Source organism: Streptomyces subrutilus (assembly GCF_008704535.1).
Classification (GTDB): domain Bacteria; phylum Actinomycetota; class Actinomycetes; order Streptomycetales; family Streptomycetaceae; genus Streptomyces; species Streptomyces subrutilus.
In genome coordinates this window covers 380,582-405,770 of record NZ_CP023701.1, presented here as the reverse complement: position 1 = coordinate 405,770, position 25,189 = coordinate 380,582, and the positions used below count along the sequence as shown (strand labels likewise).

Here is a 25,189-nt window from a genome sequence, read left to right as displayed (position 1 = left end):
GCCGTGGACGACCACGTCAGACACCGCCGGGTGGTCATCCTCGGCGGCGGCTTCGCCGGGCTCTTCGCCGTACGGGCCCTGCGCAGCGCCCCGGTGGAGGTCACCGTCGTCGACCGCTGCGCCCACCACCTCTTCCAGCCCCTCCTGTACCAGTGCGCCTCGGGCATCCTCTCCGAGGGCCAGATCGCCCAGCCGCTGCGGGCCGTCCTGCGCCGCCACCCCCGGGTGCGCTGCCTGATGGCGACCGCCGAGGACGTGGACGTCACCGCCCGCGTGGTCCACGCGACCCGCCCGGACGGCGGCTCCCTCGCGCTGCCCTACGACGACCTCATCGTGGGGGTCGGCGTGCGGCAGTCCTATTTCGGCCACGACGAGTTCGCGCCCTTCGCCCCCGGCATGAAGACCCTCGACGACGCGCTGGCGGTACGGGCCAAGATCTACCGGGCGTTCGAGATGGCAGAGGCGAGCACGGACCCGGCCGAGCGCGCGCAGTGGCTGACGTTCGCCCTCGTGGGCGCCGGCCCCACCGGGGTCGAGCTCGCCGGCCAGATCCGCGAGATCGCCGGCCGCACGCTGCGGCGCGAGTTCGCCGCCGTCGACCCGGGCCTGGCACGGGTGCTGCTCTTCGACGGCTCGGACGCCGTGCTCGCCTCCTTCGGACCCGCGTTGTCCGACCGTGCCGCACGGACCCTGGACGACCTCGGCATCGAGGTCCACCTGCGTTCGGTCGTCACCCGCGTCGACGACCGGGGCCTGACGGTCCGACGCGAGGACGGCGGCACCGAGCGGGTCGAAGCGCGCACGGTGCTGTGGACCGCGGGAGTCGAGGCACCCCCGCTGGCCACGGCACTGGCCCGGGCCACGGGCGCCGAGCAGGACCGCGCGGGCCGCATCCACGTCGAGCCCGACCTGACCATCGCCGGCCACCCGGAGATCCGCGTGGTGGGCGACCTGATGGTCCTGGACCGGCTGCCCGGTCTCGCCGAGGTCGCGATGCAGAGCGGTGCCTACGCGGGGCGGCGGATCCGGCACGCCGTCGAAGGCCGCACCCGCACACCACGGCCCTTCCGCTACCTGGACCTCGGCAGCGCGGCGTACATCTCGCGCGGCAGGGCCGTCGTGAAGAGGGGCCGCTTCCACGCCTCCGGACTGATCGGCTGGCTGATCTGGCTCTTCGTCCACATCGTCTTCCTCACCGGATTCCGCAGCCGGGCCGGAGCGCTGCTCAGCTGGGCCGTGGTCTTCGCCTCCGGATCGCGTCGCGAGCGTGCCTTCACCACAGGGGCCCCGCACACGACGGCCGTACCGTTCACCCCGCCGAGCCCGCCGGCGGACCCCGCGGTCACCCCGCACGAGCCACCGAGGCCCGCATGACCACCACGGCGCACCTGCTGGCCGACGCCCCCGCGCAGCTCCTCCCCGCGCGCGAGCTGATGGCGTTCACCCTGGCCACCCACATCATCCTGGTACCGCTGGGCGTGGCCCTGCCCTTCATCACCCTGGTCATGCACCACCGGGGCCTGCGCTCCGGCGACCCGGTGGCGCTGCTGCTGGCCCGCCGGTGGTCGGCGGTGATGGCCGTGCAGTTCGCCATCGGCATCGTCACCGGCACGGTGCTGTCCTTCGAGTTCGGGCTGCTCTGGCCGGGCATGATGGGCCGCTGGGGAGACGTCTTCGGCCTCGGGTTCGGCATCGAGGCCTGGGCCTTCTTCCTGGAGGCGATCCTGATCGCGATCTACCTCTACGGCTGGCGCCGCCTGAAGCCGTGGACGCACTTCTGGCTCGGCGTACCGATGCCGCTGGCGGCGCTCATGGGCGCGTTCGGCATCATCGCCGCCAACTCGTGGATGAACACCCCCCGGGGCTTCACCCTCGACGCGAGCGGACGGCCGGTGGACATCAGCGTGCAGCAGGCCGTCTTCACCCCGATGTTCGGCCCGCAGTACTGGCACTTCGTGGTCGCGATGTTCCTGACCGCCGGATACGTGGTGGCCGGCGTGTACGCCGTCGGCTGGCTGCGCGGACGCCGCGACCGCTACCACCGGCTCGGCTTCACCGTGCCGTTCACCCTCGCCACCGTGCTGACCCCCGTGCAGTTCCTGCTGGGCGACAACATCACCCGGAAGATCTTCCACGAACAGCCCGTCAAGTTCGCCGCGGCCGAACTGGTCTGGGAGACCGGCACCCACGTCCCCGAGTACATGTTCGGCCGGCTCCAGGAGGACGGCAGCGTCAAGGGAGGACTGAAGATCCCCCAACTCGACTCCATCCTGGCGGGCTTCAGCCCGGACACCCGGGTGACGGGACTGGCCTCGGTCCCGGCCGACGAGCGTCCCACCGCGACCCAGGCGACCATCGCCCACTGGGCCTTCGACATCATGGCGACCATCGGCAGCGTCCTGATCCTGCTCGCGCTCTGGTACGCCTGGTGCTGGTGGAAGCGCCGCGACCTGCCGCAGTCCCGCTGGTTCTTCCGGTGCGCGGCCGTGGCCGGCGCCGCGAGCCTGGTGACCGTCGAATGCGGCTGGATCACCACCGAGGTGGGGCGCCAGCCCTGGATCGTCTACCAGAACATGCGGGTCGCCGAGGCGGTCACCCCCACCCCCGCCTCCTCGCTGTGGATCATGTTCGGCCTCGTGGTCGTGGTCTACGTGCTCATCTTCGGCGCCTTCCTCGGCGTGCTGCTCACGATGCGCACCCGGTGGAGGCTGGCGGACGAGGACTCGGCGCGAGCGCGCGACGGCGCACCCGAAGCGGACACACCGTACGGCCCGCGCCGGCCCGCGCCCGCCGGCGCGCCCGGCGCCCGTCCGGGGCCGGGGAGCACGCGGTGACCGCGAGCATCGTCGCCGCGATCCTGCTGGCCGTGATCGCGGCCTACGCCTGCGGCGGGGGAGTGGACTACGGCGCGGGCTTCTGGGACCTGCTGGCCGGCGGAGCCGAGCGCGGCAAACGGGTGCGGTGGCTGATCGACCACGCCATGGCGCCGGTGTGGGAGGTCAACAACGTCTGGCTGATCTTCGCGTTCATCCTGATGTGGACCGGCTTCCCCGTCTTCTTCCAGACCGTGTTCACCGCGCTCTGGCTGCCGCTGGCGCTGGCCGCCGTCGGGATGGTCCTGCGGGGCGCCGGGTTCGCGCTGCGCAAGCCCACGCGGGGGATCGCCGGCCGCCGGATCTACGGAGCCGCCTTCGCCGTCTCCTCCCTGCTCACCCCGTTCTTCCTGGGCACCGCCATCGGCGCGGTGGCCTCCGGGCGGGTGGCACCCGGTACCCCCGCCACGGCCCACGTCTGGGCCCACACCACCCCGATCGTGGCCGGACTGGTCACGGTGGCCGCCACCGCCTTCCTCGGCGCGGTGTTCCTCACCGCGGACGCGCGCCGTTTCGGCGCCCCCGACCTGACGGCCTACTTCCGGCTCCGGGCCCGGATCGGCGCCGGAGCACTGCTGGCCATCGCGGTGATCGGCCTGACCGTGACCGAACCCCGCGCCGCCTACGTCCACCACGGGCTCACCCACGGCGCCGGACTCGCCCTCCTGTGCGCCGCCGCGGCGGCGCTCGTGGTCACGGCGCTGCTGGTGGCCGGGGCCGCCGCGGGATGGGCGCGCTACAGCTCGGTGGCCACGGTCGCCCTGCTCGTCGCGGCCTGGGGGTGCGCCCAGCGGCCGTACCTGGTCCCCACCTCGCTGACCGTCCAGCAGGGTGCGGGAGCGAGCGGCCCCCTGCGCTGGATGCTCGTCGTCGCGGTCGTCGCCCTCGTGCTGATCGGCCCCGCGCTGGTCGTCCTGTACCGCCTCGACACCCACGGCGCGCTGCAACCCCTGACCGACGACGACGTCGCCGAATGACCGCCCGGCGCGCCCCGGCCGCCGGTGCGATGCTGGAAGGAGCGGAGGACCGGCGGACGCACGGTCCGGCCGGTCTCCCCGGCAAGGGAGGACGTCATGGCTGGTCTCCTTCGAGGAGTGGTGCGCACGGCGGCCGTCGCCGGTACGGCGACGGCCGTCTCCAACCGGGTCTCGCGGCGCCAGGCCGGCCGCTGGGCCCAGCAGGAGGGCCCGCCGGCCGAGCAGCAGTCCGCCCCGCCCCCGCCCCCGCAGCCGGTCGCTCCCGCGTCCGCCGCCGTGCCGATCGCGGACGAGATGAGCAGCAGGATCGACCAGCTCAAGGAGCTCGGAGCGCTGAAGGAGCAGGGGATCCTGACCGAGGCCGAATTCGCGGAGCAGAAGTCCAGGATCCTCGGGACCTGACCGCCGCCGCCTTCCCGCCCGCCGCCTCACCCCTTCCCGCCCGCCGCCTCACCCCTTCCCGTGCCGGGCGCCCCCCGCACGGCTCAACAGCGCGCGCGTTCCGGCGCCGGTGCCTCTTGACTTGCTGTCGAGGGCCGGCACCACGAACGGAGCTGGAATGCCGTGGAGGGCGAGGCTGCAGGACCTGAGGGCCGGCACCGAGCAGCGGTTCCCCGTCGTCTCAAAGCTCACGGGCCGACTGCTGTCCACGAACCTCCCGGACGGCGCGACCCGGCCGGCCTCCCAGGCGTTCCTGGCCTCGGTGCCGTTGCTGTTCGCCGTCGCCGCCTTCGCCCCGCAGGGAGTGCGCGACCAGATGCGCGACTCCCTCGGCACCGTGTTCGGCCTGACCGGGCAGGCCAAGGGCGAACTGCGGAAGCTCCTCGAATCGCTGATCGTCGTCTGCGCCGGCGTCACGTTCGCCGTGACCATCGGCGCGCCGTCGTGGCCCAGGAGCCACCGCTGAACCGGTTCCTCACCATCGAACGGAGCACTCCTTGACGCACGACCAGGACGCGGAGCTCGCACGGCTCAGAGCGCAGGTGGCAGAGCTCTCCCGACCACGCCGCACCGTGAGATCGGCCTGCGCCGCGGTACTGCTGGCGCTGGTACTGGTGCTCACTCCGCTCGCCGTGGTCGCCGCCTGGACCGCTTCCCTCCTCGGAGACACCGACCGCTACGTCGCCACGATGAGCCCGCTCGTCGAGGACAAGGCGGTCCAGGCGGCCGTCGGAACCCGCGCCGGACACGCGCTGACCGAGCACCTCGACCTGAACGCGCTCCTCCAGCAGGCGGCGCCCGAAGACCGTCCACTGCTCGCGCGCGCCCTGGGCAGGCTGGGCACGCCCATCGAGGGCGCCCTGGCGAGCCTGGTCCAGCGGGAGGCCACGGCCGTCGTCGCCAGCTCCTGGTTCCACACCTTCTGGACGGACGCCAACCGCCGGGCGCACACCACCATGGTCAAGGCGCTCACGGGGGAGGGGGGCGGCGCGGTCAAGCTGACCGACGACGCGGTGACCCTCGACCTCGCCCCGGTGATCGACCAGGTGAAGCAGCGTCTGGTCGACCGCGGGGTCACGATCGCGGCCAAGATCCCCGAGATCCACACCGACTTCACCCTGCTGGAATCGCACGACGTCAAGCGGGTCGAGACCGGGTTCAGACTGCTGCAGATCCTCGGCAACTGGCTCGCCGTGATCGTGGTGCTGCTGGCCGCGCTCGCCGTGTGGCTCGCCCGCCGCCGCCGGCGCGCCCTGACGGCGGCGGCCTTCGCCGTCGCCGCCGGAGCGCTCGTGCTCGGTCTGCTGCTGGTCCTCGCGCGGGCCTTCTACCTCGACAAGCTCCCGGCCGGCGTGTCCCCCGACGCGGCGGCCGCCGTCTTCGACCAGCTGACCCGGTTCCTGCGGACGGCGGTGCGCTCCGTCGCCGTGCTGGGCATCGCCGTCGGGCTGGGCGCCTGGCTGAGCGGGCCCGGCCGCCGCGCCGCCCAGGTGCGCCGTCTGTGGTCGGCCGGGATCGACGCCACCCGGGGCGCGGCGCAGGACATCGGGCTGCGGCCGGGCCCGGTCGGCACCTTCGTGCACCGTCGGAAGCGCTGGCTCGTATGGGCGGTCCTGGCTGCCGGCGGGCTGGCGCTGGCCCTGTGGTCCTATCCCACGGGCTGGGTCGTGGTGGGCCTGGTCCTGGCGGTCCTGTTCGCCGTCTCGGTCATCGAGTTCCTCGACCCGCGCCCCGCCGGACCGCCGGGCCCGCACCCGGCGGGTGCGGCGGAGGACCGCAACCCGCCCGAAGACCGGTGAGGAGGCCCGGCGGCGCACGGCCGGGCGGCCGGCCGCGGCCGGTCCGCGGGCACGGTCCGGACGTGCGGCGCCGCCCGGCGGATGGTGCAATGAGGACAGAGCCGTGTGCGGGTACCGACGTGCTTCCCGTCCGGGGGCGGCATCCGCCCCCGGGCCCACCGTCAGGCCACCGCGCCACCGAGCCCCCGCGCAAGGAGTGCTGATGAGTGACGACATCGAAGAGATGGGTCCCGTCGACTACCTCGTCGTCGAGTTCCCGGGCAACCGGATGACGGGGGAGGCGCTGCCGCTGCTGGTCGACCTCGCCGAGCAGGGCACCATCCGCATCCTCGACCTGCGCTTCGTACAGAAGGACGCCGACGGAAGCATCACCGCCCTGGAGTTCAGCGGGCTCGACGAGGACACGGCCGCGCTGACCGTGTTCGACGGCGCTTCCTCCGACCTGCTCGGCCAGGACGACCTGGAGGAAGCCGGCCGTGCCCTCCAACCGGGCAACGCGGCCGCGATCCTGGTGTACGAGAACCGCTGGGCCGCACCGTTCGCCCGGGCCCTGCGCCGCGGCGGCGCGCAGATGGTGGCGAGCGGCCGCATTCCCGTTCAGGCCATCCTGGCCTCTCTCGACGCGGAGGAGGACGGGAGCGGCCGGTCTGCGACCGGCGGGTGATCCTGGCCCCTTCACCCCTTCGGGTGCCCGATGCCGGGCGAATGCGCCGCTGAGCTTGCGCGGGGCCCCGCGGGCCGCAGGCTGGGAGTCAGGCTGCGCTGGACGACGTACGGCAGGGGACGATGATCGTTTCGGTGGTGTCCATGCCGGAAGCCGTCATGACGCGGACGCACGTGACGGACGCGCGCGAGCGTCTCGCGGTCTCGTCCTTCCTGCTCGTGGACGTCGAACTGCCGGAGGAGACCGACCCCGACGAACAGCCGTTGGCGCACCTGCTGGGCCTGGAAGCCGAGGACCTGGCGTGGCTCGGCCGGGAGGGCGAGGCCGCCCGGGCCGATGTCCTCAAGGACAAGGCCGCGTTCGTCATTCCCGCGGTCGAGGCGGGCCGGGTCGTCCATGTCCACGCCCTGGTGACGGAGCGCTACCTGATCACGGTGCACCGCGGACCGTTCGCCCTGATCCAGCGCCTGGCCGGCCGGTTCCCCCACGAAAGCCCCTCGGACGCCGTCGCCGTACTGTTCCTCCTGCTGGAGGAGGCCATGGAGACCTACCGCCGGTCCGCCGTCCAGGCCCTGCTGGAAGTGGAGGACCTGGAGGACGAGATGTTCCGCCGGCGTCAGCCCGAACAGCTCTACGAGCTCGCGCGCCTGCGGCGGACCGCGGCGCTCCTGCACCACACGCTGCTGCCCTACTACCGGGTGGCGGAGGAGACCGTCACGCGCCGGACCATGAGCCGCGGCTTCGCCGAGGACCGCAAGGCGCTCGTCCGCGAGTACCAGCGCACCGCGAAGCTGGTGCTCACGGACATCGAGTCGCTCCAGGAGGCCGCCCGGCGGGCCTTCGCGAGCTATTCCTCGCTGGTCTCCGGCGAGCAGAACGGCGTCATCAACCGCCTGGCCATCGTCTCGACGATCTTCCTGCCGCTGACCTTCGTGACCGGCTTCTTCGGCATGAACTTCGCCTACCTGACGGACGAGCTGGAGAGCGGGGCCATCTTCTGGCTGCTCGCCGTCGGACTGCAGGTGGCCTTCCTCTTCGTCGCGCTGTACGTGCTGCACCGCACCCGCCTCTGGCGGCGGCTGCACGACGACGATCACGACGACGAACGCATGGACGACGACCGCTGAGGGCCGGGAGCGGCCGACGGGGTACGGCGCCGCCGTCCGCCCCGCCCCGCGATCGCCGTTCCCCGCACCGCGCCAGGGCGCGGTCAGTAGCGCTGCCCGTCGAGGGCCGCGTCCAGGGTGCAGGCCGCGGTGATGAGCGACAGGTGCGTGAACGCCTGCGGGAAGTTGCCGAGTTGCTCGCCGCTGGGACCGATCTCCTCGGCGAACAGGCCGACGTGGTTGGCGTAGGTGTGCATCTTCTCGAAGGTGTAGCGGGCCGGGCGCAGCCGTCCCGCCCGGGCCAGCGCGTCCACGTAGAGGAAGGTGCACAGGCTGAAGGTGCCCTCGGAGCCGCGCAGCCCGTCCGGTGACGCGGCCGGGTCGTAGCGGTAGACCAGGCTGTCGGACACCAGGGTCCGGTCCATCGCGTCGAGCGTGGACAGCCAGGACGGGTCCTTGGGGGCGACGAATCCGACGCGGGGCATGAGCAGCAGCGAGGCGTCCAACACGTCCTCTCCGCCGTAGTGCTGCACATAGGCCTGGTTCGACTCGCTCCAGCCGTGTGCCATGACCTGCTCGATGATGGAGTCGCGGGCCCGCGTCCAGCGTTCGGTGTCGGCGGGCCGGCTGAAGTCGGCGGCCAGCTTCAGGCCCCGGTCGAACGCGGCCCAGCACATCACCCGGCTGTACGTGAAGTCCTTACGGCCCCCGCGCGTCTCCCAGATGCCCTCGTCGGGACGGTCCCAGGAGTCGGCCAGCCAGTCCAGGGTGCGCGACAGCACCTTCCAGCCCCGGTAGCCGGACTGCGCGGCGACCTCGCGCCCCTCCGACAGGGCGTAGAGGGCCTCCCCGTAGATGTCCAGCTGGAGCTGGTCGGAGGCGGCGTTGCCCAGCCGGACCGGGGCCGAGCCCCGGTAGCCTTCGAGGTGGCCCAGGATCTCCTCGGTCAGCAGCGGCTCCCCGTCGACCCGGTACATGATCTGCAGCGGCTCGCCGCCCTTGCCCTCGCTCTCGCGCAGCCGGTCTCCCAGCCAGCGGGTGAACTCGGTGGCCTCCTCGACGAAGCCGAGGTCGAGCAGCGACCGTACGGAGAGGGAACCGTCGCGCACCCAGGTGTAGCGGTAGTCCCAGTTGCGTTCGCCGCCGACCTGCTCGGGCAGGCCCATCGTGGCCGCGGCGACGGGTGCGCCGGTGGGCCGGTAGGTCAGCAGCTTGAGGGTGATGGCGGAGCGGCTGACCATGTCGGGCCAGCGGCCCCGGTAGTTGGAGCCGCGGACCCACTTCTGCCAGAACTCCACCGTGTCCCAGAGCTCCTGGGTCATGCCCTCCAGGGTGGGCGGCGCCGGCGGGGCCCCGCCCTCCGCACCGCACACGGTGAAGACGGCCGCCGCCACTTCGCCGACCTGCAACGTGACCGATCCGCGCAGGTCGTCGCCGTCCCGCTCCAGCGGAAACGTGCTCTGCAGGTACGCTGTCGCCCCCGGTGCCCGGAACACCGAGGCGCCGGGGCGCAGCTCCACCCGGTGTGCGGCCCGGCCGTAGTCGAAGCGCGGGCGGCATTCCATGTCGAAGCGGACCGAGCCGCGCACGGTGCGCGCCGTACGGACGAGTGTGTGCCGGTCGGTCGCGGTGCCTCCGGTGTCCGGCGGCATCCAGTCGATCACCTCTCCGACGCCGTCGGGCGACATGAACCGGGTCACCAGCACGGCGGTGTCCGGGTAGTAGAGCTGCTTGCAGGTGGCGTCCGCGGTGTCGGGCGCGAGCCGGAAGTACCCGCCGCGGTCGTGGTCGAGCAGCGCGGCGAAGATGCTGGGGGAGTCGAACCGGGGAGCGGCGAACCAGTCCACCACGCCGCGCGAGGTCACCAGTGCTGCGGTCTGTAGATCGCCTATGAGGCCGTGCTCGGCGATCGGCGGGTAGCGGTCCATGGGCGTTCCCCAATCGAAGAGGCCCCCTCCTCTTCACTATCGGCCCGGCGGATCGGATGCGCCCGTCGCGGAGGGGGCGCACGGGCGGCACACCGGTTCTGGATTCAACCTTTGAGTGGACGTGTGGAAGCAGACACGACCGTCACGCCTCCTCCTCCGCTCCCCTGAGCCGGCCGGAGCCGTCCCGGGGGCCGGAGCACGGGGACCCCCCGTCGCCCGGTGGCGGCGAGCCGGGCCGCGCGACGGGCCGCGCTCCCGGCCGCCCGGCGGTGGGGGATGATCGTCGCCGAGGTCACCCAGCCGAGGTCACCCGCGTCCCGGAGGCATCCCCATGAGCGACTACGACCCGAGCACCGTGAAGCCCAGCCCGAACCCGCGCGTGCGGGACCAGGCCGCCCGGTACGAGGAGTCCGACGGCACCGAGGACACCGACATGAACGGTTCGCCCTGCCTGCTGCTCGATTACCGCGGGCGGGTCAGCGGTGACTGGCGCCGCACCGTACTCATCTACGCCGAGGACGGCGACACCCTGCTGATCGTCGCCTCCAACAGCGGCGCCGACCGCCACCCTGCGTGGTTCGCGAGCGTCGAAACCCATCCCGAGGTGCACGTGCGGGTCCTGGCGGAGCGCTTCGCGGCCCGCGCCGAGGTGCTGTCCCCGCAGGAGAAGGCGCGGGTGTGGCCGCTGCTGCTGGCCGTGTTCCCGCGGTACGAGGAGTACCGGCGCAACACCGACCGGGACATCCCGGTGCTCCGGCTCACCCGGGCCTGAGCGCCCGGCGGCATCCGGGCAGAACCGCCCACGGCGCCGGGCCGGGACGCCGGGACCGGGCCCCGGCGTACGGATCGCGGCGCCGGACCTCCGCAACGGCCCGCCGCCGCAGACGCCGCGCTGCCGCCGGAGACGCCGCGCGGCCGTGCCGGACGGCCCGGCCGACCTCCGGGCCGGTCACACCCGGAGGTCGGCCTCCAGCACGGTGACCGCGTGCCCGGTGAGGTGGACGCGGTCACCGTGGACCGAGGCCCGTACCAGACCCGTGCGCGCGGAGGCCTGGAAGCCGACGAGGGCGTCCGTACGGCCGAGCCGGGCCGCCCAGTACGGGGCCAGGGCCGTGTGGGCGCTGCCGGTGACCGGGTCCTCGGGTATCCCCTCGGCCGGCGAGAAGAACCGGGAGACGAAGTCGTAGCCCCCGTCCCCGCGATCCGCCGCGGGCGAGGCGGCGGCCGCGGTGACGATGATGCCGCGCAGGCCCTCCCGGCGGGTCAGGGCCGCGACGGCCGCGAGGTCGGGACGCACGGCCCGGACGGCGGCCTCGTCGGGCAGCACCGTGAGCAGGTCGCCCAGCGCCCCGGTGCGAAGCGTCGCGACGGGGCGCACGCCCAGGGCCTCGGCCAGGCCGTCGGGTACGGGCACCTCGCTGCCGGGAGCCGCGGGGAAGTCCAGGGTGACGGCGCCGTCCGGAGCGACGCTGGCGCTGAGGATCCCGCTGGACCGGCTGAGGAAGCGGACCGGGCCGGTGAGCAGGCCCTCGCGTGCCAGTGTGTGCACGGTGGCCAATGTGGCGTGCCCGCACAGGTTGGTCTCGACGAGCGGAGTGAACCACCGGATCTCCAGCTCCGCCTCGCCACCGGCCGGGAGCGGGAGGGCGAAGGCGGTCTCGGAGTGGTTCAGCTCGGCCGCGACCCGCCGGAGCCACCGGTCATCGGGCCATTCCCCGGCGGGGAGCAGGCAGACGCCCGCGGGGTTGCCGGCGAAGGGGCGGGTGGTGAAGGAGTCCACGATCTGGATGCGCATGCCGCGAACGTACCGAGGCCAATCGTGGTCACGGCAAGGCCAATCCCCGCACAGTGGTCTACCGGGGTGCGGGGGACGGCGGACCGCCGGCGAACGGGCCGGGCCGTGCCGGCGGGGTCGGCCGGGCCGGTGGGGCCGGGTTGGTCGTGGTGCGTCGGGTTGGTCCGATCGGCTGGCTCTCGGCCCGGTCCGGCCGGGTGCCGGGACATCCGAGCCCCGTCTCTCTAGGTTCTGCTGTGCCCGATCACCCCCCTGATGTACCCCTTGTGAAAGGTGGAACCATGCGTTCTGCGCGCACCCTGTTCTCCGTCCTCGCCGCCGGCGTCATCGTCCTCGGCGGCGCGTCCGCAGCTGCTGCCGACGTCTCGGTCAACGTCGCTCCGCAGAACTCGTACACGCTGGTCTTCGGCGACTGGCTGCAGTTCGCCGCCGACGACGTGTTCAACGCGGGCCACGACAACATGGTCGGTTCCAACAACTGACCCCACCGTACGCGCCGGCGTCCCGGCCCTCCCGCACCCGCGGTGACGGCCGGGACGTCAGCGCGCGGGGAACCGGACCCGCACCGTCAGGCCGCCCCGCGGACGCGCCGTCGCCGTCACCGAGCCGTGGTGCGCCACCGCGATCGAGCGGACGATCGCCAGCCCGAGACCGTGCCCCGTACCGACCCGCGGCCGGGCCCGGTAGAAGGGCTCGAAGAGCCGGCCGGCCGCTTCGGCCGCCACGAGCGGTCCGGTGTTCTCGACCTCCAGGACCGGGCCGTCGTCGTGGAGGACGGCCAGCCGCACCTCGCCGTCCGCCCGGTTGTGCCCGATCGCGTTGTCCAGCAGATTGACCGCCAACTGCCGCAGCAGCGCCGCGTTCCCGGCCACCGGGCAGCCCGCCTCGGTGTGCGTCCGCACCGTCACGGCCCGTTCGGCCGCAGCGGGGGCCCGGTCCCGCGCCACCTGCCGCACCAGGGCTGCCAGGTCCACCGGATCGGCGTCGAAGGCCGCGTGCTCGGCGCCCGCGAGCTCCAGCAGCGCCTTGACGACGCCGATGTTGCGCTCGTTGGTCTCCCGCAGCATCGGGGCGAGCTCGGCCAACTCCTCCCCGCTGCTGTCCTCGCCCGCCACCTGGAGGATCGCGCGGGTGGTCGCCAAGGGCGTGAGGAGCTCGTGCGAGGCGTTGGCCGCGAACCTCCGGTGGGCGGCGAAGGACTCCTCCAGCCGCTCCAGCATGGCGTCGAAGGTGTCGGCCAGCCGCCGGAGCTCGTCGTCCGGGCCCACCGCGTTGATGCGGTAGGCGAGGTCCCCGTCCCGCGCCTTCGCCGCCGCCTCGCTCACCTCGTGCAACGGTGCGAGCAGGCGCCGCGACACGATCCAGCCCGCACCCAGCCCCACCGTCATGATCACCAGGACCCCGGCCGTCGAGATGCCGAGCACCGCCGCCCACACGTCCTGCTTCGTACGGACCAGCTTGGTGGTGGCCGCCCCCTCGTACGGACTGCCCTTGGCGGGAGTGTGCAGCGGCAGCGCCGGTACGAGGGAACCGGGTGCGGGCTCCGCGGCACCGCCCGGAACGCGCTCCACCGGAATGTCGTAGGTCGGCAGGAACCGGATGCCGACGTAGATGAGGGTCACCATCAGCGCCGCGCACACGGCCAGCGCCCCCGCGAACCCCGCGAACAGCCGCCCGCGGATGCCCAGCCGGCGGACCCCCAGCCGCCGCAGCCCGCGCCGTCCGGACCGCCCGCACGGCCGACGCGGGCCGTCCGCGCCGTGCGGGCCGGCAGTGCCGTGCGGGCCGGCCGTGCCGTTCGGTGTGCCGGGGCGGTTCACGCGTCGCCGAGCCGGTAGCCGGCCCCGACGGCCGTCCGTACGAGCTGCGGCTCGCCGAGCTTCTTGCGCAGCGTGTGCACCACCAGCCGCACGGCGTTGGTGAACGGGTCGGTGTGCGCGTCCCAGGCCTTCTCCAGGAGGTACTCGGTGCTGACCACCCCGCCCTCGGCCCGCATCAACAGCTCCAGGACCGCCAGTTCCTTCGGCGTCAGCCGGACTTCGGCGCCCGCCCGCGAAACCCGTCGGCGGTGCGTGTCGAAGGTGAGGTCGGCGAAGACCAGCACGGGGGCGTGCGCGACCGGGCTGCGCCGGTACAACGCGCGCAGCCGGGCGACCAGTTCGGGGAAGTCGAAGGGCTTGGCCAGGTAGTCGTCGGCGCCGAGCGACAGTCCGGCGACCTTGTCGCCGAGCTGTCCGGCCGCGCTCAGCATGAGGATGCGACAGCCGGGGTCCAACTGCTGCAACCGTCGGCACACCTCGTCGCCGTGCACCTCCGGCAGGTCCCGGTCCAGGACCACCGCGTCGTAGTCGTGAACGGCCAGGAGGTCGAGGGCGGACTGCCCGTCGTGCACGACGTCGACGGTCATGGCCGCGCGGCGCAGGCCGATCTCCAGGACCCGGGCCATGTACGCCTCGTCCTCCACCACCAGTACTCGCACGCTCCGCGTCCCTCTTCCGTCCCGTGTCCGGCCCGCGCCGCCCGCGGTCCGGCTCCTGGATATCAGAGCACGTATATGAGCCGTGTTTGATTTTGGCCGGGCGGCCTTCCCGCGCTGAACGCGGCTCAAAACCCCGGGAATCTAGCGTTGTTCTCCGTTCCCGGAAACGCGATCGGGTTTTGGCGAAAGGATGAGAAATTTATGAATTTCCTCAAGCGGGCCGGTTGGCGGCTCGCCGCCCAGCTGGGCAAGACGGTCATGCTGACCGGCCTGTTCTTCGTCATCTGCACCCTCGTGCTCTCTGGATTCCTCATCCAGACCGCAGCCGCCCGCGCCGCCGACGACGCGAAGGAGAGCGTGGGCGCGGTGGCCACGATGCAACTCGATCTGAATGCCCTGATCAATTCCGGCAAAGCGTCCAAGAACAATGGCGCGACCCCCGGGACGATCGGCGCCGGAGGCGACCTGCACCGCGATCTGGTCGACCGGATATGCGGCTCGTCCGCGGTGACCCGGTGCAACTACTCCACCGATTCCGGCGCCAAGCCGACCGACCGGATGAAGCTCTACGAACCCGTGCCGCTGCCCGCCGGTCGGAAGGACGACGGCCTCGACTTCTTCAAGGCCGACGGCGTCCGCGACCTCGACGCCCTCTCCGCCTTCCGCAACGGCGACGACGCGCTCGTCTCCGGCACCGGCATCAAGCCCGACAGCGCGGCCGACGTGGTCGTCATCGAAGAGCGCCTGGCGAAGGCCAACGGCCTCGCCGTCGGCGACCGCGTCACGCTCCGGATCGGCAACGCCCCGATCGCCGGACAGGAGCCGGACACGCGGCAGTTCGACTTCGTCGTCGGCGGCGTCTACCGCAGCGGCACCCCCGACTCGGGCAGCTACGTACCGGCCATGACGCACCCCGCCAACCAGATCTACGTGACCCCCGAAGGCGGCAGCAAACTCCTCGGCAAGGACACCGCGGCCGACGGCGGCGTGGTCAAGTCGGCCACGTTCACCCTGCGCGGCCCCGACGACCTCGACCGGCTGAAGGCCGACGCCCGGGCCGCCGGCGCGGACCTCGGCATCTTCCCGCTGACCGTCAACGACAAGGCGTACAAGACGCTGGTCGGCCCGATCACCAGGACCGCGGCCTTCGCCGGCCTCACCGTAGGGCTGGTGGCCGTCGCGGGCACCGCGATCCTCGCCCTCGTCGTCGCCTCGAACCTGCGCGAGCGGCGGAGCGAGCTCGGCATCCTCATGTCGCTCGGCGAGAAGAAGCCGAAGCTCCTGGGCCAGCACCTGGTGGAGGTGGCGGCCTGCGCCCTGGTGGCCATCGGCCTCGCCGCGGCCGGCAGCCAGGTCCTCTCCCAGGCGATCGGGGACCGGGTGCTGGCGGGCGAGGTCTCGTCCGCCCGCGCCCAGGGCGCGTCCGACGACGGCGCACCCGACCCCGGCGCGGTGAACGGGATCACGTCCGAGGACGACGGCGAACAGGTCGAGCCGATCGACCGCATCGACATCCGTACCGGCCCCGCCGACATCGCCAGGATCGGTGCGACCGGCCTCGGCATCGCGGCCCTCGCCACCCTCGTCCCGGGCATCCGCGTCCTGCGGCTCACCCCCCGCGACATCCTCTCGAAGGGAAACTGACCGTGACCGCACTCCTCGAACTGGCCGGTGTCAGCCACACCTACCGCACCGGAAACAGCAAGCGCGTGGTGCTCAAGGACATCGACTACGCCTTCGAGGCGGGCCGCATGTACGCGGTGATCGGCCCCTCCGGCAGCGGAAAGACCACCCTGCTCTCCCTCGCCAGCGGCCTGGACTCCCCGACCGCCGGAACGGTCCGCTTCGCCGGCCGCGACGTGCGCGACCTCGGCCTGGGCGCCTACCGCAACCGGCACGCCGCGACCGTGTTCCAGTCCCTCAACCTGCTGACGTACCTGACGGCGGTGCAGAACATCACCTCCGCGATGGAGATCACCAAGGTCGAGGGGGTCCGCCACCGGCAGCGCGCCGAGGAGCTCCTCGACCTCCTCGGCATCGACCGCGCCGACCGGAACCGGCGCACCCTCCAACTGTCCGGAGGCCAGCAGCAGCGCGTGGCCATCGCCCGCGCCCTCGCCTGCGAGGTCGACGTCCTCTTCGCCGACGAACCCACCGGGGCCCTCGACCACGAGACCGCCGCCGACATCATCGAGGTGTTCCGCAGCCTCGCGCACGACGAGGGCAAGTGCGTCGTGGTCGTCACCCACTCCCGGCAGGTCGCCGCGGCCTGCGACGAGGTGCTGCGACTGAAGCGGGGCAAGCTGACCGCCCAGTAGGGCGGGGGAGCACAGGACGCGGGAGGGGGTGCCGGCCGTACGGCGTCCGCATGACGGACACGCCCGTCGGCTGTCAGACCCCCCGCCTACTCTTGATCACGTGAGCCCCACCCCTGACCAGCCGGTCCCCGACCGCCCCCTCGCCGAGATCAACACCGACATCCGCGGCCTCTTCGCCCGAGCCCAGGGCCGCCTGTCCGACACCGAGCGCGCCCGCCACGCGGCGCTGCTGGAGGAGTGGGCCGCGGCGATACGGGCCTCGATCGTCACGGCGGCCTGAGAGCCGTCCGGTGTGACGGCTCGCCGAACCGTGCGGAGGCCGCCATGCTCGCCGGCGCAACGGCTCCGGGCCGCCAGGAGACTGAGCCCAGGGTCAGCACCCTGGCCTGCCGCACGTCCTCACCGCCCGTACGGGCGTCGCCATGGCGGCACCGCCATCCGCATTCACGCACCACACCAGGTCGCGGCCCCGGTGCTGCTCAGCGCCGTCCCGGTCTCGACGCGGCTGCTGCTCTTCCGGCGTAGCCGCCACGGAAGAGCGGTCAGCACTCTCTGGTCGGCCACCCTGGGCATCGCAGCCGGCCGGTACCGGCGGCGCGTGCACCGGCCGTCAGGTGTCGAAGCGTTGGCGCGCGGCCTCGATGTGAGCGAAGTACTGGTGGGTCCAGCCGCACATTCCGTCGACCGTTGCGCGCAGGGCTTGACCCGGCTCGGTGAGGGTGTATTCGACCCGCGGCGGGACGGTGGGGTACACGGTGCGCTCGACCAGGCCGTTGCGCTCCAGCATGCGCAGGTTCTGGGTGAGCATCTTGTGGCTGATGCCCTCGGTCTCGTTCCGCAGCTCGCTGAAGCGCAGGGTGCGGTCACCGAGGCCCTCGACGATGAGGAACGCCCATTTGTTGGCGATGTCGGAGAAGATCTCCCGCGCCAGGGAATCCGCCCGTGCCAGGTCCGCGTCCTCGGGCGAGCCTGTGAGCTGCTTGGTCACCATGGGGTTCTCCAGTCACTGAAAAGTGCGTTCTTCCACGTCCGCGCCCACTCTCTTACGGTTCCTGAGTAACCACAAGAGAGTGTGAGTGTGGGTCGGCGCGGACGCGCTCACCCAAGCGCTCAGGACGAGGAGACACGCAGCATGGCCATCACCTTTGCGAACCCCGGCGGATTGCCCGAGATCGACGTCTACCGGCAGGTGTCGATCGCCTCCGGGTCCAAGCTGGTCTTTGTCGCCGGGCAGGTCGCCTGGGACGCCGAGGGAGTCACGATCGGTGAGGGCGACCTCGCCGCCCAGGTCGAGCAGTGCTATCTCAACGTCGCCGCCGCCCTGGCCGAGGCGGGTGGCTCATTCGACGACGTGGCGAAGCTGACCTTCTACGTCGTCGCCTGGACCCCCGACAAGATGCCCGCCCTCCTGGAAGGCATCTCCCGGGCAGCCGCGAAGCTGGGCGTCACACCGGCCCCGCCGGCCACCCTGATAGGGGTTGCGGCACTGGACGTCCCCGACCACCTGGTCGAGATCGAAGCCACCGCGGTCCTCGACTGAACAGGCCCTCTTGGGCCCCTGGCCGCCGGAATTTCCAACTCCGTCGCCCAGAGGCCAACCAGCCTGCCCAGTCGCACCCTCGCAGAGCCGGCCCGCGCCGGACGAGTGCGACCGACGAGTGCGACCGACGAGCGCGCCGCGGGTGCCCTCGGCGGCGTCTGGTCCGAGACGATCGAGTGGTCCGGGCCGATCGTCCATGCCGAGCCTCGGTCGGCGCTGCTACGGCCGTCGGCGGCGCGGCTCGACGGCGCCGGCCCGCCGGCCGGTGGTTGTGCTCAGGTACGGGTGGGTGCACAGGCGCCCGGGCAGGCGATCGGCCGGCGGCGCAGCGGGGTGGTACCCGCCCTGGCCGGGGTACGGGCGAGCTCGGCGTAGGTCTGCTGTCACGCCCACTGGGCGCGGCGAGGAGGGCGTCGGGAAAACGGAATGGCGATGCCACGCTTCCCGCGGAAACGCGTGCTCGATCTCCGTTCCCGGTGGAGCACCTCCCAAGGCCCAGGAAGCCGGGCGCGGGTCCGTGGCGAGCAGCACGTCCGCCTCGCCCATCTCCAGCAGCCGTATGGCCGAGGGGTGCGGACCACGACACCTGGAGAGGGGCCCGGTTCTCGCGTCCGGGTGTGCGTGCGGGCCTTCCCCCGTGCTGGTGGCTCCGCAACGTTCCTTGCCCGGGCTGCCGTGGCCGTCCGTAGCGTTCGGTCAGACCGCCGTGCCATGAGGGCCGACGGCCTGTGGATGTGAGGAACACCCGATGGCAAGCGCCGTGAAGAACCAGAAGTTCGCCGTCCTGTTCACCTGGTTCGACCAGGACCAGGACGGGCAGCTTTCCGAGGACGACATGCGGACCACGGCAAAGGTCTTCGCCCAGGTAGCGAGGGACGAGGACCACAGCAACATCGGCGCCATCCACAGCGCGTTCGAGCAGTGGTGGCAGCTCCTGCTCCAGCACGCCGACACCGACGGCGACGGACAGATCTCACGCACGGAGTTCATCACCACGATGGAAGCCAGCGTGACCTCCCCCGAGCACTTCGAGAGCGCGGTCATGGCGATCGCCGACGCCGTCATGAACGCCGCCGACACCGACACCGACGGCGTTCTGAGCCGCGATGAGTACATCCGGATGTACGAAACCCTGGGTGTCGCGCCCGAACACTCCGGGCCGGCGTTCACGAGGCTCGACCTCGACGGGAACGGCGTCATCAGCCACGACGAGTTCCGCGCCGCGATCGTCGACTTCTACCTCAGCAACAACCCCGACGCCCCCGGCAACTACCTCCTGGGCCCCATCGGCCACCCCGCCTGACGCCCACACCCACCCGGATGGGTGGCCGGGGCCCACGGCCTCCAGGCGCAGGCGGCGGAGACGGAGAGCATCGACTGGTCCGGGCGCAGGCGATCGGTGCGAGGCCGTCCCCACGCAAGCCTCGACCCGTACGTCCAGCTCACGCTGGGCGGTCCTGGAGGCACAGGGCGGCGAGCCGCGGCAGGCGGTGACGCATCTGTTCGTCGTCGTCGAAGTCGAAGTCCTCGCCCATGTCCGCGTCCACCTGTTCACGGGCTCGGGTGCTCCGGTAGTGCTCCCACGCTTGATGGAAGTCTTCTTCGCCGCCGGTGAGCTGCTTGAACGCATAGCGAGCCGAGTAGTTGACCGACTCGTAGAACAGGTCGTCGTGTGCGTCTGCGGCAGTGACGACGAGGGGGTGCTCCGCGAGTTCATCGGGGTCGAGGGCAATCCGCTCGTACCAGCCGCGCCCCTGGGCGATCACGCCCGCTCGGAAGTCGATGAAGCTGTCGTCCGAGCAGCCACCGCCGATGAGATACGCCGCCGCCCACACGTCCCAGCGATAGAGGGCATGGTGGAGTTCATCGAATTGCTCCTGGTATTCCAGGATCTTCTTCTTCGAGCGGGCGGCCAGAAGCTCCACCAACGCCTGGTCGAAGGTCCGGCGCTCCCCGGCCTGGGAGCGGGCGGCCTCGATCAGGTGCCAGAATTCGTCAGTTTCCATGAGACGCACTCTGCCATCCGGGTATGACAGAACCGAGCGGGCCGCCGTACTCGCCGACCGCCCGACGGCGGTATCGGATGATCGCGTCCACCTGATCCTCACACCAGCGTTCTCCCTGACACCAGCCCGCCATACCGGAGAGCGCGGGTGGCACCCACGCGCGGACCGGCGAGCGGGGATGCTCCTCCTCGTCCCCGTCCCAGGTGAACGGGTGGCGGCAGGGTCGACGTCATCCAGTTCCTAATGCCCTCGTAGGTGATAGGGGGCGCACGGTTCACGGAGATGGACAGGATGTCAGAGTTGAACGTCACGGCTAGCGATTCTTCCTGTTCGATGTGATCGCCCCGCCAGTCTCGGCTCCATGCCCCCGAGACCGCGAACGGCCTGTTCGGACGGCGTCGGTTTGTCCGTCATGCCGCTGTCGCCTCTTGTCGTCGCCGAGCATGCTGAAGCCGATGTCCAGGCGGGCATCGCAGTCGTCGGGGGCGATGCCGAGTTCGGCGGTGGAGTACTCGTCGAATCGCTCAGTGTGCTCGGTTAGGTGCGGGGAGACCTGCGCGAAGCCGAGCGGGCCGACGGGGCGGCCTTCGGCAGCCCGCGGACCACGTCGGCGATGACCGGTCAGGAAGGCGCCGGTAGACGGCGTATTCGCGGCCCAAGACGGTCCGCCGCATCCTTCTTGCCGCGCGAGGAGCAGCGCGCGTACTCACCGCCGTACAAAGGGCGCCCGCCGGTCAGCGCCCAACGACCTGGGTGGGATTGGGTTCAGGACTGGGCGGGAGGGCTGCGTGGTGGTCCGGGAGGTAGACCCGTGCTCATCTGCCCGGCGGGCGCCGAGGCACACGGGCTGCCTCCGACCCCGAACCGGCATGGAGCATCATGTGGGCGTGATCACCATTCATCTGAAATACGAGATCGACGCCGACAAGCTGGAGGATTTTGCGGAGTACGGACGCCGCTGGGTCGGGCTCGTCAACCGCTTCGGCGGGACGCACCACGGCTACTTCCTGCCGAGTGAGGGCGACAGCGACATCGCATACGCCCTCTTCTCCTTTCCCAGCCTCGCCGCGTACGAGCAGTACCGCACGGACAGCATGACCGACCCAGAGTGCCAGGATGCCTTCGAACTGGCTCGCAACACCCGCTGCATCAAGCGGTATGAGCGCCGCTTCCTGCGGCCGCTCGACGTCGTGCCCCAGGGTCCGTCCCCACAATGATCTTGCCGAGATCGCGGTTGCTGCGAGTGTGTCCGCTGCTTCGTAGGAGGTGGCGGTCTTCTCGTACGGGTGGCGATTCCGCGGAAGCCTTTGAGTGGTCCTGAAGCTGCCCGTGGCCCTGCTCGTGCCCTTGCAGTACCTGATCGTGGTCGGCGCGCAGCTCGTTACCTCGTGTACTTGGTGGGAGCTGCCCTGTCAGGACGCCCGCGACCCGGCCGACCCGGCCGACCGGGCCGTCCCCGCCGGGCGGCGGGTCCGGCTGGCACGGGCGGTCGGGGGACAGCGGGGCAGGCCGGTCGTCGAAGCCCTGGTGCGGACCTCGGCCGACGCGGAGCGGGAGGTCGCCGAGGCGGGTCCGGGGACCCTGTGCACCATCTGGCGGCGCGACGGATTCGTCGGCGAGGACCTGCTGCTGAAGCTCCACCCGCACGCCCAGGGCCGCGTCCGGGCCTGGGAGTCAAGGGCGTGCGGAGCCCATGGTGAAAACGTCGGCGATGGGCCGCGCACGGCACGGACCGGGCCCTCCCGAAACCACTCGGGAGGGCCGGGCCTTTCCCTTCCCGGGGTCGAGGACGGTTTCGACCGCAGAGCCATGCGCTCCCGCGCGCCCGGCCGAAGGTTCGTAATCGTGGTCCCGGTGCGCCGAGTTGGCGCCTGTCCGGTGCGGCGACGCTGAACCGACGCTCCGGCCACGGGCGAGCGGTACCGGCCGGGCTTGGCGCGTGCGCTGGCGGCGTGCGGGGTGGGGCCGCTCGACGGTGGAGTCCACTGACACGGTCCAGTCGATGTCGTCCTCGGCGTGCGCCGTTGACGGGACGGAGGCTCGGCCGCGCTTCCCCGGCCGGACCCGGCACCGTGGGGAGCCCCGCGGTCGGGTCCTGCTGTCAGGGGTGTTCGGACTGGGTGAAGAGCCTGCTGGCGACGGGCCCCAGCGCAGTGCCGTAGCTGTAGGCGGCGTCGCTGCTGACGTTCACGGCGACCACGGTCCCGATGCCCGCCGGATCGAGATCGACGATGTAGGGGCCCCCGCTGGATCCGACGCCCATGCGGCAGGGAATCCGCAAGAACCGCGGCGCGTCCCCCGGCTGCGTGCCGGGACCTTCGCAGTGGAGCACGCGGCTCGTGTAGGGATACCCGAACTGGTGGGTCGAGCCTCCCGGTTTGGCCCCGAAGGCGATCTTCTGGGCTCCGACCACCGCCGAGACGCTCCGTCCGTCGGCAGCGGGGTTCATCTCCAGCATCGCGACATCGCTGCCATCGGCCTGCCAGTCCTCGGCCATGTGCACCCTGCGCACGGTGAACCCGCCGTGAGGGCTCTGTCCGTCCCGGTAGCCGGGAACGAAGTACAGGTTCTTGTCCCATGTCGCCGTACGCGAGGATCCGTCGGGCAGGGTCGTGCGCACGCAATGGGCCGCGGTCACGACCGTGTTCGTGCCCACGGCCGTCGCAGTGCAGGCCGCGTCCTGGGCGCCCGTGACGTAGATGCGGCCGACGGTGCGGGCGATCGCGCCGCCCTTGTCCCATTCCGGCTGCACAAAAGCACCGGACCGGTCGGTCCTCGCCATCGCGGCGATCCCCTGGCCCGCCCAGTACTGCTCGACGTGCTGCTGCTCGGTGGCGGTGAGAGCCGCCTCATGGGCCGTGATCTTCGCCTCCGTCGGGCCGCCCCCGGCTGGCCTTGACGCGTGCGGGACCAACCCGCATCCAGCGACCCCGATCAGCAGCACTCCCGCTGCCGCCCAACTGCGCGCTCGTCCGATAGCCGTCATTTCGTTCTCCCCTAAAGTCAGGGCAGGGTACTTCAAGGCGCTGACCAGCCCGAACACCGAGCCGCTTGCCCTGCCCGGCCCGCGCGCTGATCCAAGGCGACCGAGACCGGCCAGGGGCCGCCGAGCACCTCGCGGCCCTGCCCGGGATCACGCCGGCATCCGGCGTCCCTGGATGGCCGCGGCCCGACCTGGGAGCGGTCGTCCGCCACCTACGCCCAGGCGCGGACGCCGGTCGCGGTGCGGCGGGGCAGTCCGGGGGAGAAGCGTGATCGGGGCAGGGGCAGATGCTCGGGCCGGTCGGCGAACAGCCGGTGGACCTGCGCCGTGGAGAGGCTGATGCCTCGCTCGCGCAGGAGAAGAATGAGCTCGGTGGTCGTCCAGGTGTTGGGCGCGGCCGTACAACCAGATGAACGGGGAGCAGTCGGATGATCGGCCCGGCAATTCCCAAACGGCTTCCGGTGGCGCGCGCTGATATGACAGCGGTCGTTTCGAAGAGCATCTGCCCCCGCGCACCGCCCCGCGATCCTTGCGCACGCCGGTCGGTACTGAGGACATTCGAGTGGTCGCACCGACCCTCGGCCCCATGGAGGAACCCATGACGTCCACCCGTACGGTCCTTGCCGCTGTCGCGGTCGCGGCCTTGTTCTCGGCCGGATCCGGCACGGCCCTCGCCGCACCCGCCGCGGCCGCGGCGGTGAGCCGCTTCGATGACGGCAGCTTCGAGTACCCCGCCGCGCCCGTGAACGCGTACAGCACCGTCTCGGTCGGGCAGCCCATCGGACCGTGGAAGGTCACCAGCGGGGCGGTGGACCTGATCGGCGCCGGGTTCTGGCAGGCGGCCGAGGGCGACCAGTCCGTGGACCTGAACGCCGCCCAGCCCGGCGCGGTGGCGCAGACCTTCGCCACGACGGCGGGCCAGCAGTACACGGTCACCTACTCTCTCAGCGCGAACCCGGAAGGCGGACCCGCCGTCAAGACCGGGCGGGTCCTGCTGGACGGCCAGAACATCCAGGACTTCTCCTTCGACTCCACCGGCAAGACGCGCGCCGCCATGGGTTATGTGACCCGGCAGGTCACCTTCGTCGCGGGTGCCTCGTCCACGACCCTGGGCTTCGCCAGCACCGTGGCCGGCGCCTACGGGCCGGTGATCGACGACGTCCGCGTCCGCACGTGCTGTCCGTGCTCCTGCGGCACATGACGGGCGCCCCGTGGCGATCCTCCAGGAGGACGAGGAAATCCGGTAGTCGATCCGGCGGAGAGCGGCCGGCCATCGGCTTCGGGCGGCGCAGCGAGACGAGGAGAAGACCCGGCGGCGTGGGGCCGCGGCGGGCTCCGCCCGGAGGAGGGAGGGCAGCGAGAGTCGTCGGAGGGCGCCGGGAGCCGGTTGCGTTCGTTGCGCATGTCGCCCCCGGCCTCGGTGGCGCGACGCTCTGAGTGGATCAGTAACGACAAGCAGTAACTGGGCGTGTGTGAGCGGTTGTCTATGCGCATTCATGCTGATACATCGCGCAATGGAATCCCAATGGGACAATCGAAAGGGAGCCTCCCATGCTTCGTCTTCGTTCCTTCGGTCTCGCGTCGTTCGCCGCGGCCGTCGCCCTCGGCATCGCCCCGATGGCCAGCGCCGCGGCCGCGCCGCCGGCGCGGGCCTATTCGTGTGCGCAGGGCCACTTCTGCATCTACAGCGACTGGAACGGCGGCGGGACCCGCTGTCAGTGGTCCCAGCAGAGCAAGGCCAATACCGCCGACGACTGCTCGTTCATCCAGCGGGGGCAGAACGTCCGCTCGGTGCGGAACAACACCGGCCACCGCGTGCAGTACTACACGCAGACCAACTTCCACTCCCGGGTCGGATCCACTCCGTCCGGCGGCGAGGGGAACCTCCAGGGCAACTACCAGATCCGTTCGTTCAAGAAGCAGTAGTCCCGGAAGGAGGAGGTCAGGGCCGCCGCGGCGCACCAACCACCGGATGGACGATGCGTCGCGAGCGGGCTCGGCACGCGTTCGGTCGGACAGAACGTCGGCCGGTATCGGTCACGGTCGGTCAGGGCGTTCGCAGCGCCCGCGTGAGACGAACGGACCGGCCCGTCCTCCCCGGGCGTGCCCGCGCCGGGCCACGGCCGGCTCCTCGGCCATACACCCGCTGCCCGGGCCCTGCGGATCTCGTCCGGCAGGTGCCCATCGGCCTCGGGCCGGTGCGGCTCGCGGCAGACCGGCCACGGCTCGGCGTCCCCACAGCATCGGCCCGCCGACATGGCTCTCGCGCATGCCGGGCCG

Annotated in this window: 25 protein-coding genes; 18 read left to right on the top strand and 7 right to left on the bottom strand. The window is 71.8% G+C overall.

Annotated features, from left to right (window positions below; translation table 11 throughout):
- Positions 1-3: 3 nt before the first annotated feature.
- The 8 genes from CP968_RS01810 to CP968_RS01775 all read left to right on the top strand — a co-directional run bounded on the left by CP968_RS01810 (position 4) and on the right by CP968_RS01775 (position 7,881).
- Entirely contained in the window at positions 4-1,374 is a 1,371-nt protein-coding gene (locus CP968_RS01810) for an NAD(P)/FAD-dependent oxidoreductase (protein WP_150516300.1), read from the top strand.
- Positions 1,371-2,834, top strand: a complete 1,464-nt coding sequence (locus CP968_RS01805; protein ID WP_150516299.1) for a cytochrome ubiquinol oxidase subunit I — start codon at positions 1,371-1,373, stop codon at positions 2,832-2,834. Before CP968_RS01810 ends, CP968_RS01805 begins: the two co-directional genes overlap by 4 nt.
- The gene (locus CP968_RS01800; RefSeq protein ID WP_150516298.1) at positions 2,831-3,850 is read left to right on the top strand and encodes a cytochrome d ubiquinol oxidase subunit II; all 1,020 of its coding nucleotides are present in this window, start codon (positions 2,831-2,833) and stop codon (positions 3,848-3,850) included. Before CP968_RS01805 ends, CP968_RS01800 begins: the two co-directional genes overlap by 4 nt.
- Positions 3,851-3,946: 96 nt before the next feature.
- Positions 3,947-4,252 carry an SHOCT domain-containing protein gene (locus CP968_RS01795; protein ID WP_150516297.1) on the top strand — a complete coding sequence of 102 codons (306 nt, stop codon included), beginning with the start codon at positions 3,947-3,949 and terminating at the stop codon, positions 4,250-4,252.
- A gap of 157 nt (positions 4,253-4,409) precedes the next feature.
- On the top strand, positions 4,410-4,757 hold the full coding sequence (locus CP968_RS01790; protein ID WP_150516296.1) for a hypothetical protein: 348 nt from the start codon (positions 4,410-4,412) through the stop codon (positions 4,755-4,757).
- Positions 4,758-4,788: 31 nt separating this feature from the next.
- Entirely contained in the window at positions 4,789-6,090 is a 1,302-nt protein-coding gene (locus CP968_RS01785; protein WP_150516295.1) for a hypothetical protein, read from the top strand.
- A gap of 202 nt (positions 6,091-6,292) precedes the next feature.
- Positions 6,293-6,754, top strand: coding sequence for a DUF6325 family protein (locus tag CP968_RS01780; protein WP_189828792.1), 462 nt, complete (start codon positions 6,293-6,295; stop codon positions 6,752-6,754).
- Between the two features lie 158 nt (positions 6,755-6,912).
- On the top strand, positions 6,913-7,881 hold the full coding sequence (locus CP968_RS01775; protein ID WP_244330567.1) for a magnesium transporter CorA family protein: 969 nt from the start codon (positions 6,913-6,915) through the stop codon (positions 7,879-7,881).
- 83 nt (positions 7,882-7,964) lie between these two features.
- Here CP968_RS01775 and CP968_RS01770 read toward each other — a convergent pair whose 3' ends face one another.
- Positions 7,965-9,788, bottom strand: a complete 1,824-nt coding sequence (locus tag CP968_RS01770) for a glycoside hydrolase family 15 protein (protein WP_150516294.1) — start codon at positions 9,786-9,788, stop codon at positions 7,965-7,967.
- Positions 9,789-10,119: 331 nt separating this feature from the next.
- Here CP968_RS01770 and CP968_RS01765 point away from each other — a divergent pair, with 331 nt between their 5' ends.
- Positions 10,120-10,560: a nitroreductase/quinone reductase family protein gene (locus tag CP968_RS01765; protein ID WP_150516293.1), complete on the top strand. Its 441-nt coding sequence runs from the start codon at positions 10,120-10,122 to the stop codon at positions 10,558-10,560.
- Between the two features lie 177 nt (positions 10,561-10,737).
- Here the strand turns inward: CP968_RS01765 and CP968_RS01760 are convergent, their stop codons facing one another.
- Entirely contained in the window at positions 10,738-11,583 is an 846-nt protein-coding gene (locus tag CP968_RS01760; RefSeq protein WP_150516292.1) for a PhzF family phenazine biosynthesis protein, read from the bottom strand.
- 281 nt (positions 11,584-11,864) lie between these two features.
- Here CP968_RS01760 and CP968_RS01755 point away from each other — a divergent pair, with 281 nt between their 5' ends.
- Positions 11,865-12,065: a hypothetical protein gene (locus CP968_RS01755; protein ID WP_150516291.1), complete on the top strand. Its 201-nt coding sequence runs from the start codon at positions 11,865-11,867 to the stop codon at positions 12,063-12,065.
- 57 nt (positions 12,066-12,122) lie between these two features.
- Here CP968_RS01755 and CP968_RS01750 read toward each other — a convergent pair whose 3' ends face one another.
- Both CP968_RS01750 and CP968_RS01745 read right to left on the bottom strand, forming a co-directional pair.
- Positions 12,123-13,403, bottom strand: a complete 1,281-nt coding sequence (locus tag CP968_RS01750; RefSeq protein ID WP_229885785.1) for a sensor histidine kinase — start codon at positions 13,401-13,403, stop codon at positions 12,123-12,125.
- On the bottom strand, positions 13,400-14,062 hold the full coding sequence (locus tag CP968_RS01745; RefSeq protein WP_150516290.1) for a response regulator transcription factor: 663 nt from the start codon (positions 14,060-14,062) through the stop codon (positions 13,400-13,402). The genes CP968_RS01750 and CP968_RS01745 overlap by 4 nt, the downstream gene beginning before the upstream one ends.
- 201 nt (positions 14,063-14,263) lie before the next feature.
- On the opposite strand from CP968_RS01745, the gene CP968_RS34565 reads away from it, so the two are divergent.
- The 3 genes from CP968_RS34565 to CP968_RS01735 all read left to right on the top strand — a co-directional run bounded on the left by CP968_RS34565 (position 14,264) and on the right by CP968_RS01735 (position 16,660).
- Entirely contained in the window at positions 14,264-15,706 is a 1,443-nt protein-coding gene (locus CP968_RS34565) for an ABC transporter permease (RefSeq protein WP_229885783.1), read from the top strand.
- A gap of 2 nt (positions 15,707-15,708) precedes the next feature.
- Positions 15,709-16,380 carry an ABC transporter ATP-binding protein gene (locus CP968_RS34560; protein ID WP_229885782.1) on the top strand — a complete coding sequence of 224 codons (672 nt, stop codon included), beginning with the start codon at positions 15,709-15,711 and terminating at the stop codon, positions 16,378-16,380.
- 100 nt (positions 16,381-16,480) lie between these two features.
- Positions 16,481-16,660 carry a hypothetical protein gene (locus CP968_RS01735; protein ID WP_150516289.1) on the top strand — a complete coding sequence of 60 codons (180 nt, stop codon included), beginning with the start codon at positions 16,481-16,483 and terminating at the stop codon, positions 16,658-16,660.
- A 330-nt stretch (positions 16,661-16,990) separates the two neighbouring features.
- On the opposite strand, the gene CP968_RS01730 is transcribed toward CP968_RS01735, so the two are convergent.
- Positions 16,991-17,371, bottom strand: a complete 381-nt coding sequence (locus CP968_RS01730) for a winged helix-turn-helix transcriptional regulator (protein ID WP_150516288.1) — start codon at positions 17,369-17,371, stop codon at positions 16,991-16,993.
- 141 nt (positions 17,372-17,512) lie between these two features.
- Between CP968_RS01730 and CP968_RS01725 the strand changes: the two genes are divergently transcribed.
- Positions 17,513-17,920, top strand: a complete 408-nt coding sequence (locus CP968_RS01725; RefSeq protein WP_150516287.1) for a RidA family protein — start codon at positions 17,513-17,515, stop codon at positions 17,918-17,920.
- 748 nt (positions 17,921-18,668) lie between these two features.
- Positions 18,669-19,223 (top strand): EF-hand domain-containing protein, encoded by a 555-nt coding sequence (locus tag CP968_RS01720; RefSeq protein WP_150516286.1) that lies wholly within the window; start codon positions 18,669-18,671, stop codon positions 19,221-19,223.
- Between the two features lie 139 nt (positions 19,224-19,362).
- Here the strand turns inward: CP968_RS01720 and CP968_RS01715 are convergent, their stop codons facing one another.
- A complete protein-coding gene (locus CP968_RS01715) occupies positions 19,363-19,926 on the bottom strand; it encodes a DUF4240 domain-containing protein (RefSeq protein ID WP_150516285.1) in 564 nt (187 codons plus the stop codon).
- A gap of 887 nt (positions 19,927-20,813) precedes the next feature.
- Between CP968_RS01715 and CP968_RS01710 the strand changes: the two genes are divergently transcribed.
- Positions 20,814-21,143: an NIPSNAP family protein gene (locus CP968_RS01710; RefSeq protein ID WP_150521637.1), complete on the top strand. Its 330-nt coding sequence runs from the start codon at positions 20,814-20,816 to the stop codon at positions 21,141-21,143.
- Between the two features lie 884 nt (positions 21,144-22,027).
- Here the strand turns inward: CP968_RS01710 and CP968_RS01705 are convergent.
- Entirely contained in the window at positions 22,028-22,912 is an 885-nt protein-coding gene (locus CP968_RS01705; RefSeq protein ID WP_150516284.1) for a trypsin-like serine peptidase, read from the bottom strand.
- Positions 22,913-23,507: 595 nt separating this feature from the next.
- Here CP968_RS01705 and CP968_RS01695 point away from each other — a divergent pair.
- Together CP968_RS01695 and CP968_RS01690 are read left to right on the top strand one after the other, a co-directional pair.
- Positions 23,508-24,110 carry a choice-of-anchor C family protein gene (locus CP968_RS01695; RefSeq protein WP_150516283.1) on the top strand — a complete coding sequence of 201 codons (603 nt, stop codon included), beginning with the start codon at positions 23,508-23,510 and terminating at the stop codon, positions 24,108-24,110.
- A 350-nt stretch (positions 24,111-24,460) separates the two neighbouring features.
- Complete coding sequence (locus CP968_RS01690; protein ID WP_150516282.1) at positions 24,461-24,835, top strand: peptidase inhibitor family I36 protein; 375 nt, start codon at positions 24,461-24,463, stop codon at positions 24,833-24,835.
- Positions 24,836-25,189: the final 354 nt, after the last annotated feature.

Bases quoted from the DNA above. Each gene is read 5' to 3' on its own strand.
- CP968_RS01805 (WP_150516299.1), top strand. From the start codon at position 1,371: ATGACCACCACGGCGCACCTGCTGGCCGACGCCCCCGCGCAGCTCCTC.
- CP968_RS01795 (WP_150516297.1), top strand. From the start codon at position 3,947: ATGGCTGGTCTCCTTCGAGGAGTGGTGCGCACGGCGGCCGTCGCCGGT.
- CP968_RS01790 (WP_150516296.1), top strand. From the start codon at position 4,410: ATGCCGTGGAGGGCGAGGCTGCAGGACCTGAGGGCCGGCACCGAGCAG.
- CP968_RS01780 (WP_189828792.1), top strand. From the start codon at position 6,293: ATGAGTGACGACATCGAAGAGATGGGTCCCGTCGACTACCTCGTCGTC.
- CP968_RS01775 (WP_244330567.1), top strand. From the start codon at position 6,913: ATGACGCGGACGCACGTGACGGACGCGCGCGAGCGTCTCGCGGTCTCG.
- CP968_RS01770 (WP_150516294.1), bottom strand. From the start codon at position 9,788: ATGGACCGCTACCCGCCGATCGCCGAGCACGGCCTCATAGGCGATCTA.
- CP968_RS01765 (WP_150516293.1), top strand. From the start codon at position 10,120: ATGAGCGACTACGACCCGAGCACCGTGAAGCCCAGCCCGAACCCGCGC.
- CP968_RS01760 (WP_150516292.1), bottom strand. From the start codon at position 11,583: ATGCGCATCCAGATCGTGGACTCCTTCACCACCCGCCCCTTCGCCGGC.
- CP968_RS01755 (WP_150516291.1), top strand. From the start codon at position 11,865: ATGCGTTCTGCGCGCACCCTGTTCTCCGTCCTCGCCGCCGGCGTCATC.
- CP968_RS34565 (WP_229885783.1), top strand. From the start codon at position 14,264: ATGAATTTCCTCAAGCGGGCCGGTTGGCGGCTCGCCGCCCAGCTGGGC.
- CP968_RS01730 (WP_150516288.1), bottom strand. From the start codon at position 17,371: ATGGTGACCAAGCAGCTCACAGGCTCGCCCGAGGACGCGGACCTGGCA.
- CP968_RS01725 (WP_150516287.1), top strand. From the start codon at position 17,513: ATGGCCATCACCTTTGCGAACCCCGGCGGATTGCCCGAGATCGACGTC.
- CP968_RS01720 (WP_150516286.1), top strand. From the start codon at position 18,669: ATGGCAAGCGCCGTGAAGAACCAGAAGTTCGCCGTCCTGTTCACCTGG.
- CP968_RS01715 (WP_150516285.1), bottom strand. From the start codon at position 19,926: ATGGAAACTGACGAATTCTGGCACCTGATCGAGGCCGCCCGCTCCCAG.
- CP968_RS01705 (WP_150516284.1), bottom strand. From the start codon at position 22,912: ATGACGGCTATCGGACGAGCGCGCAGTTGGGCGGCAGCGGGAGTGCTG.
- CP968_RS01695 (WP_150516283.1), top strand. From the start codon at position 23,508: ATGACGTCCACCCGTACGGTCCTTGCCGCTGTCGCGGTCGCGGCCTTG.
- CP968_RS01690 (WP_150516282.1), top strand. From the start codon at position 24,461: ATGCTTCGTCTTCGTTCCTTCGGTCTCGCGTCGTTCGCCGCGGCCGTC.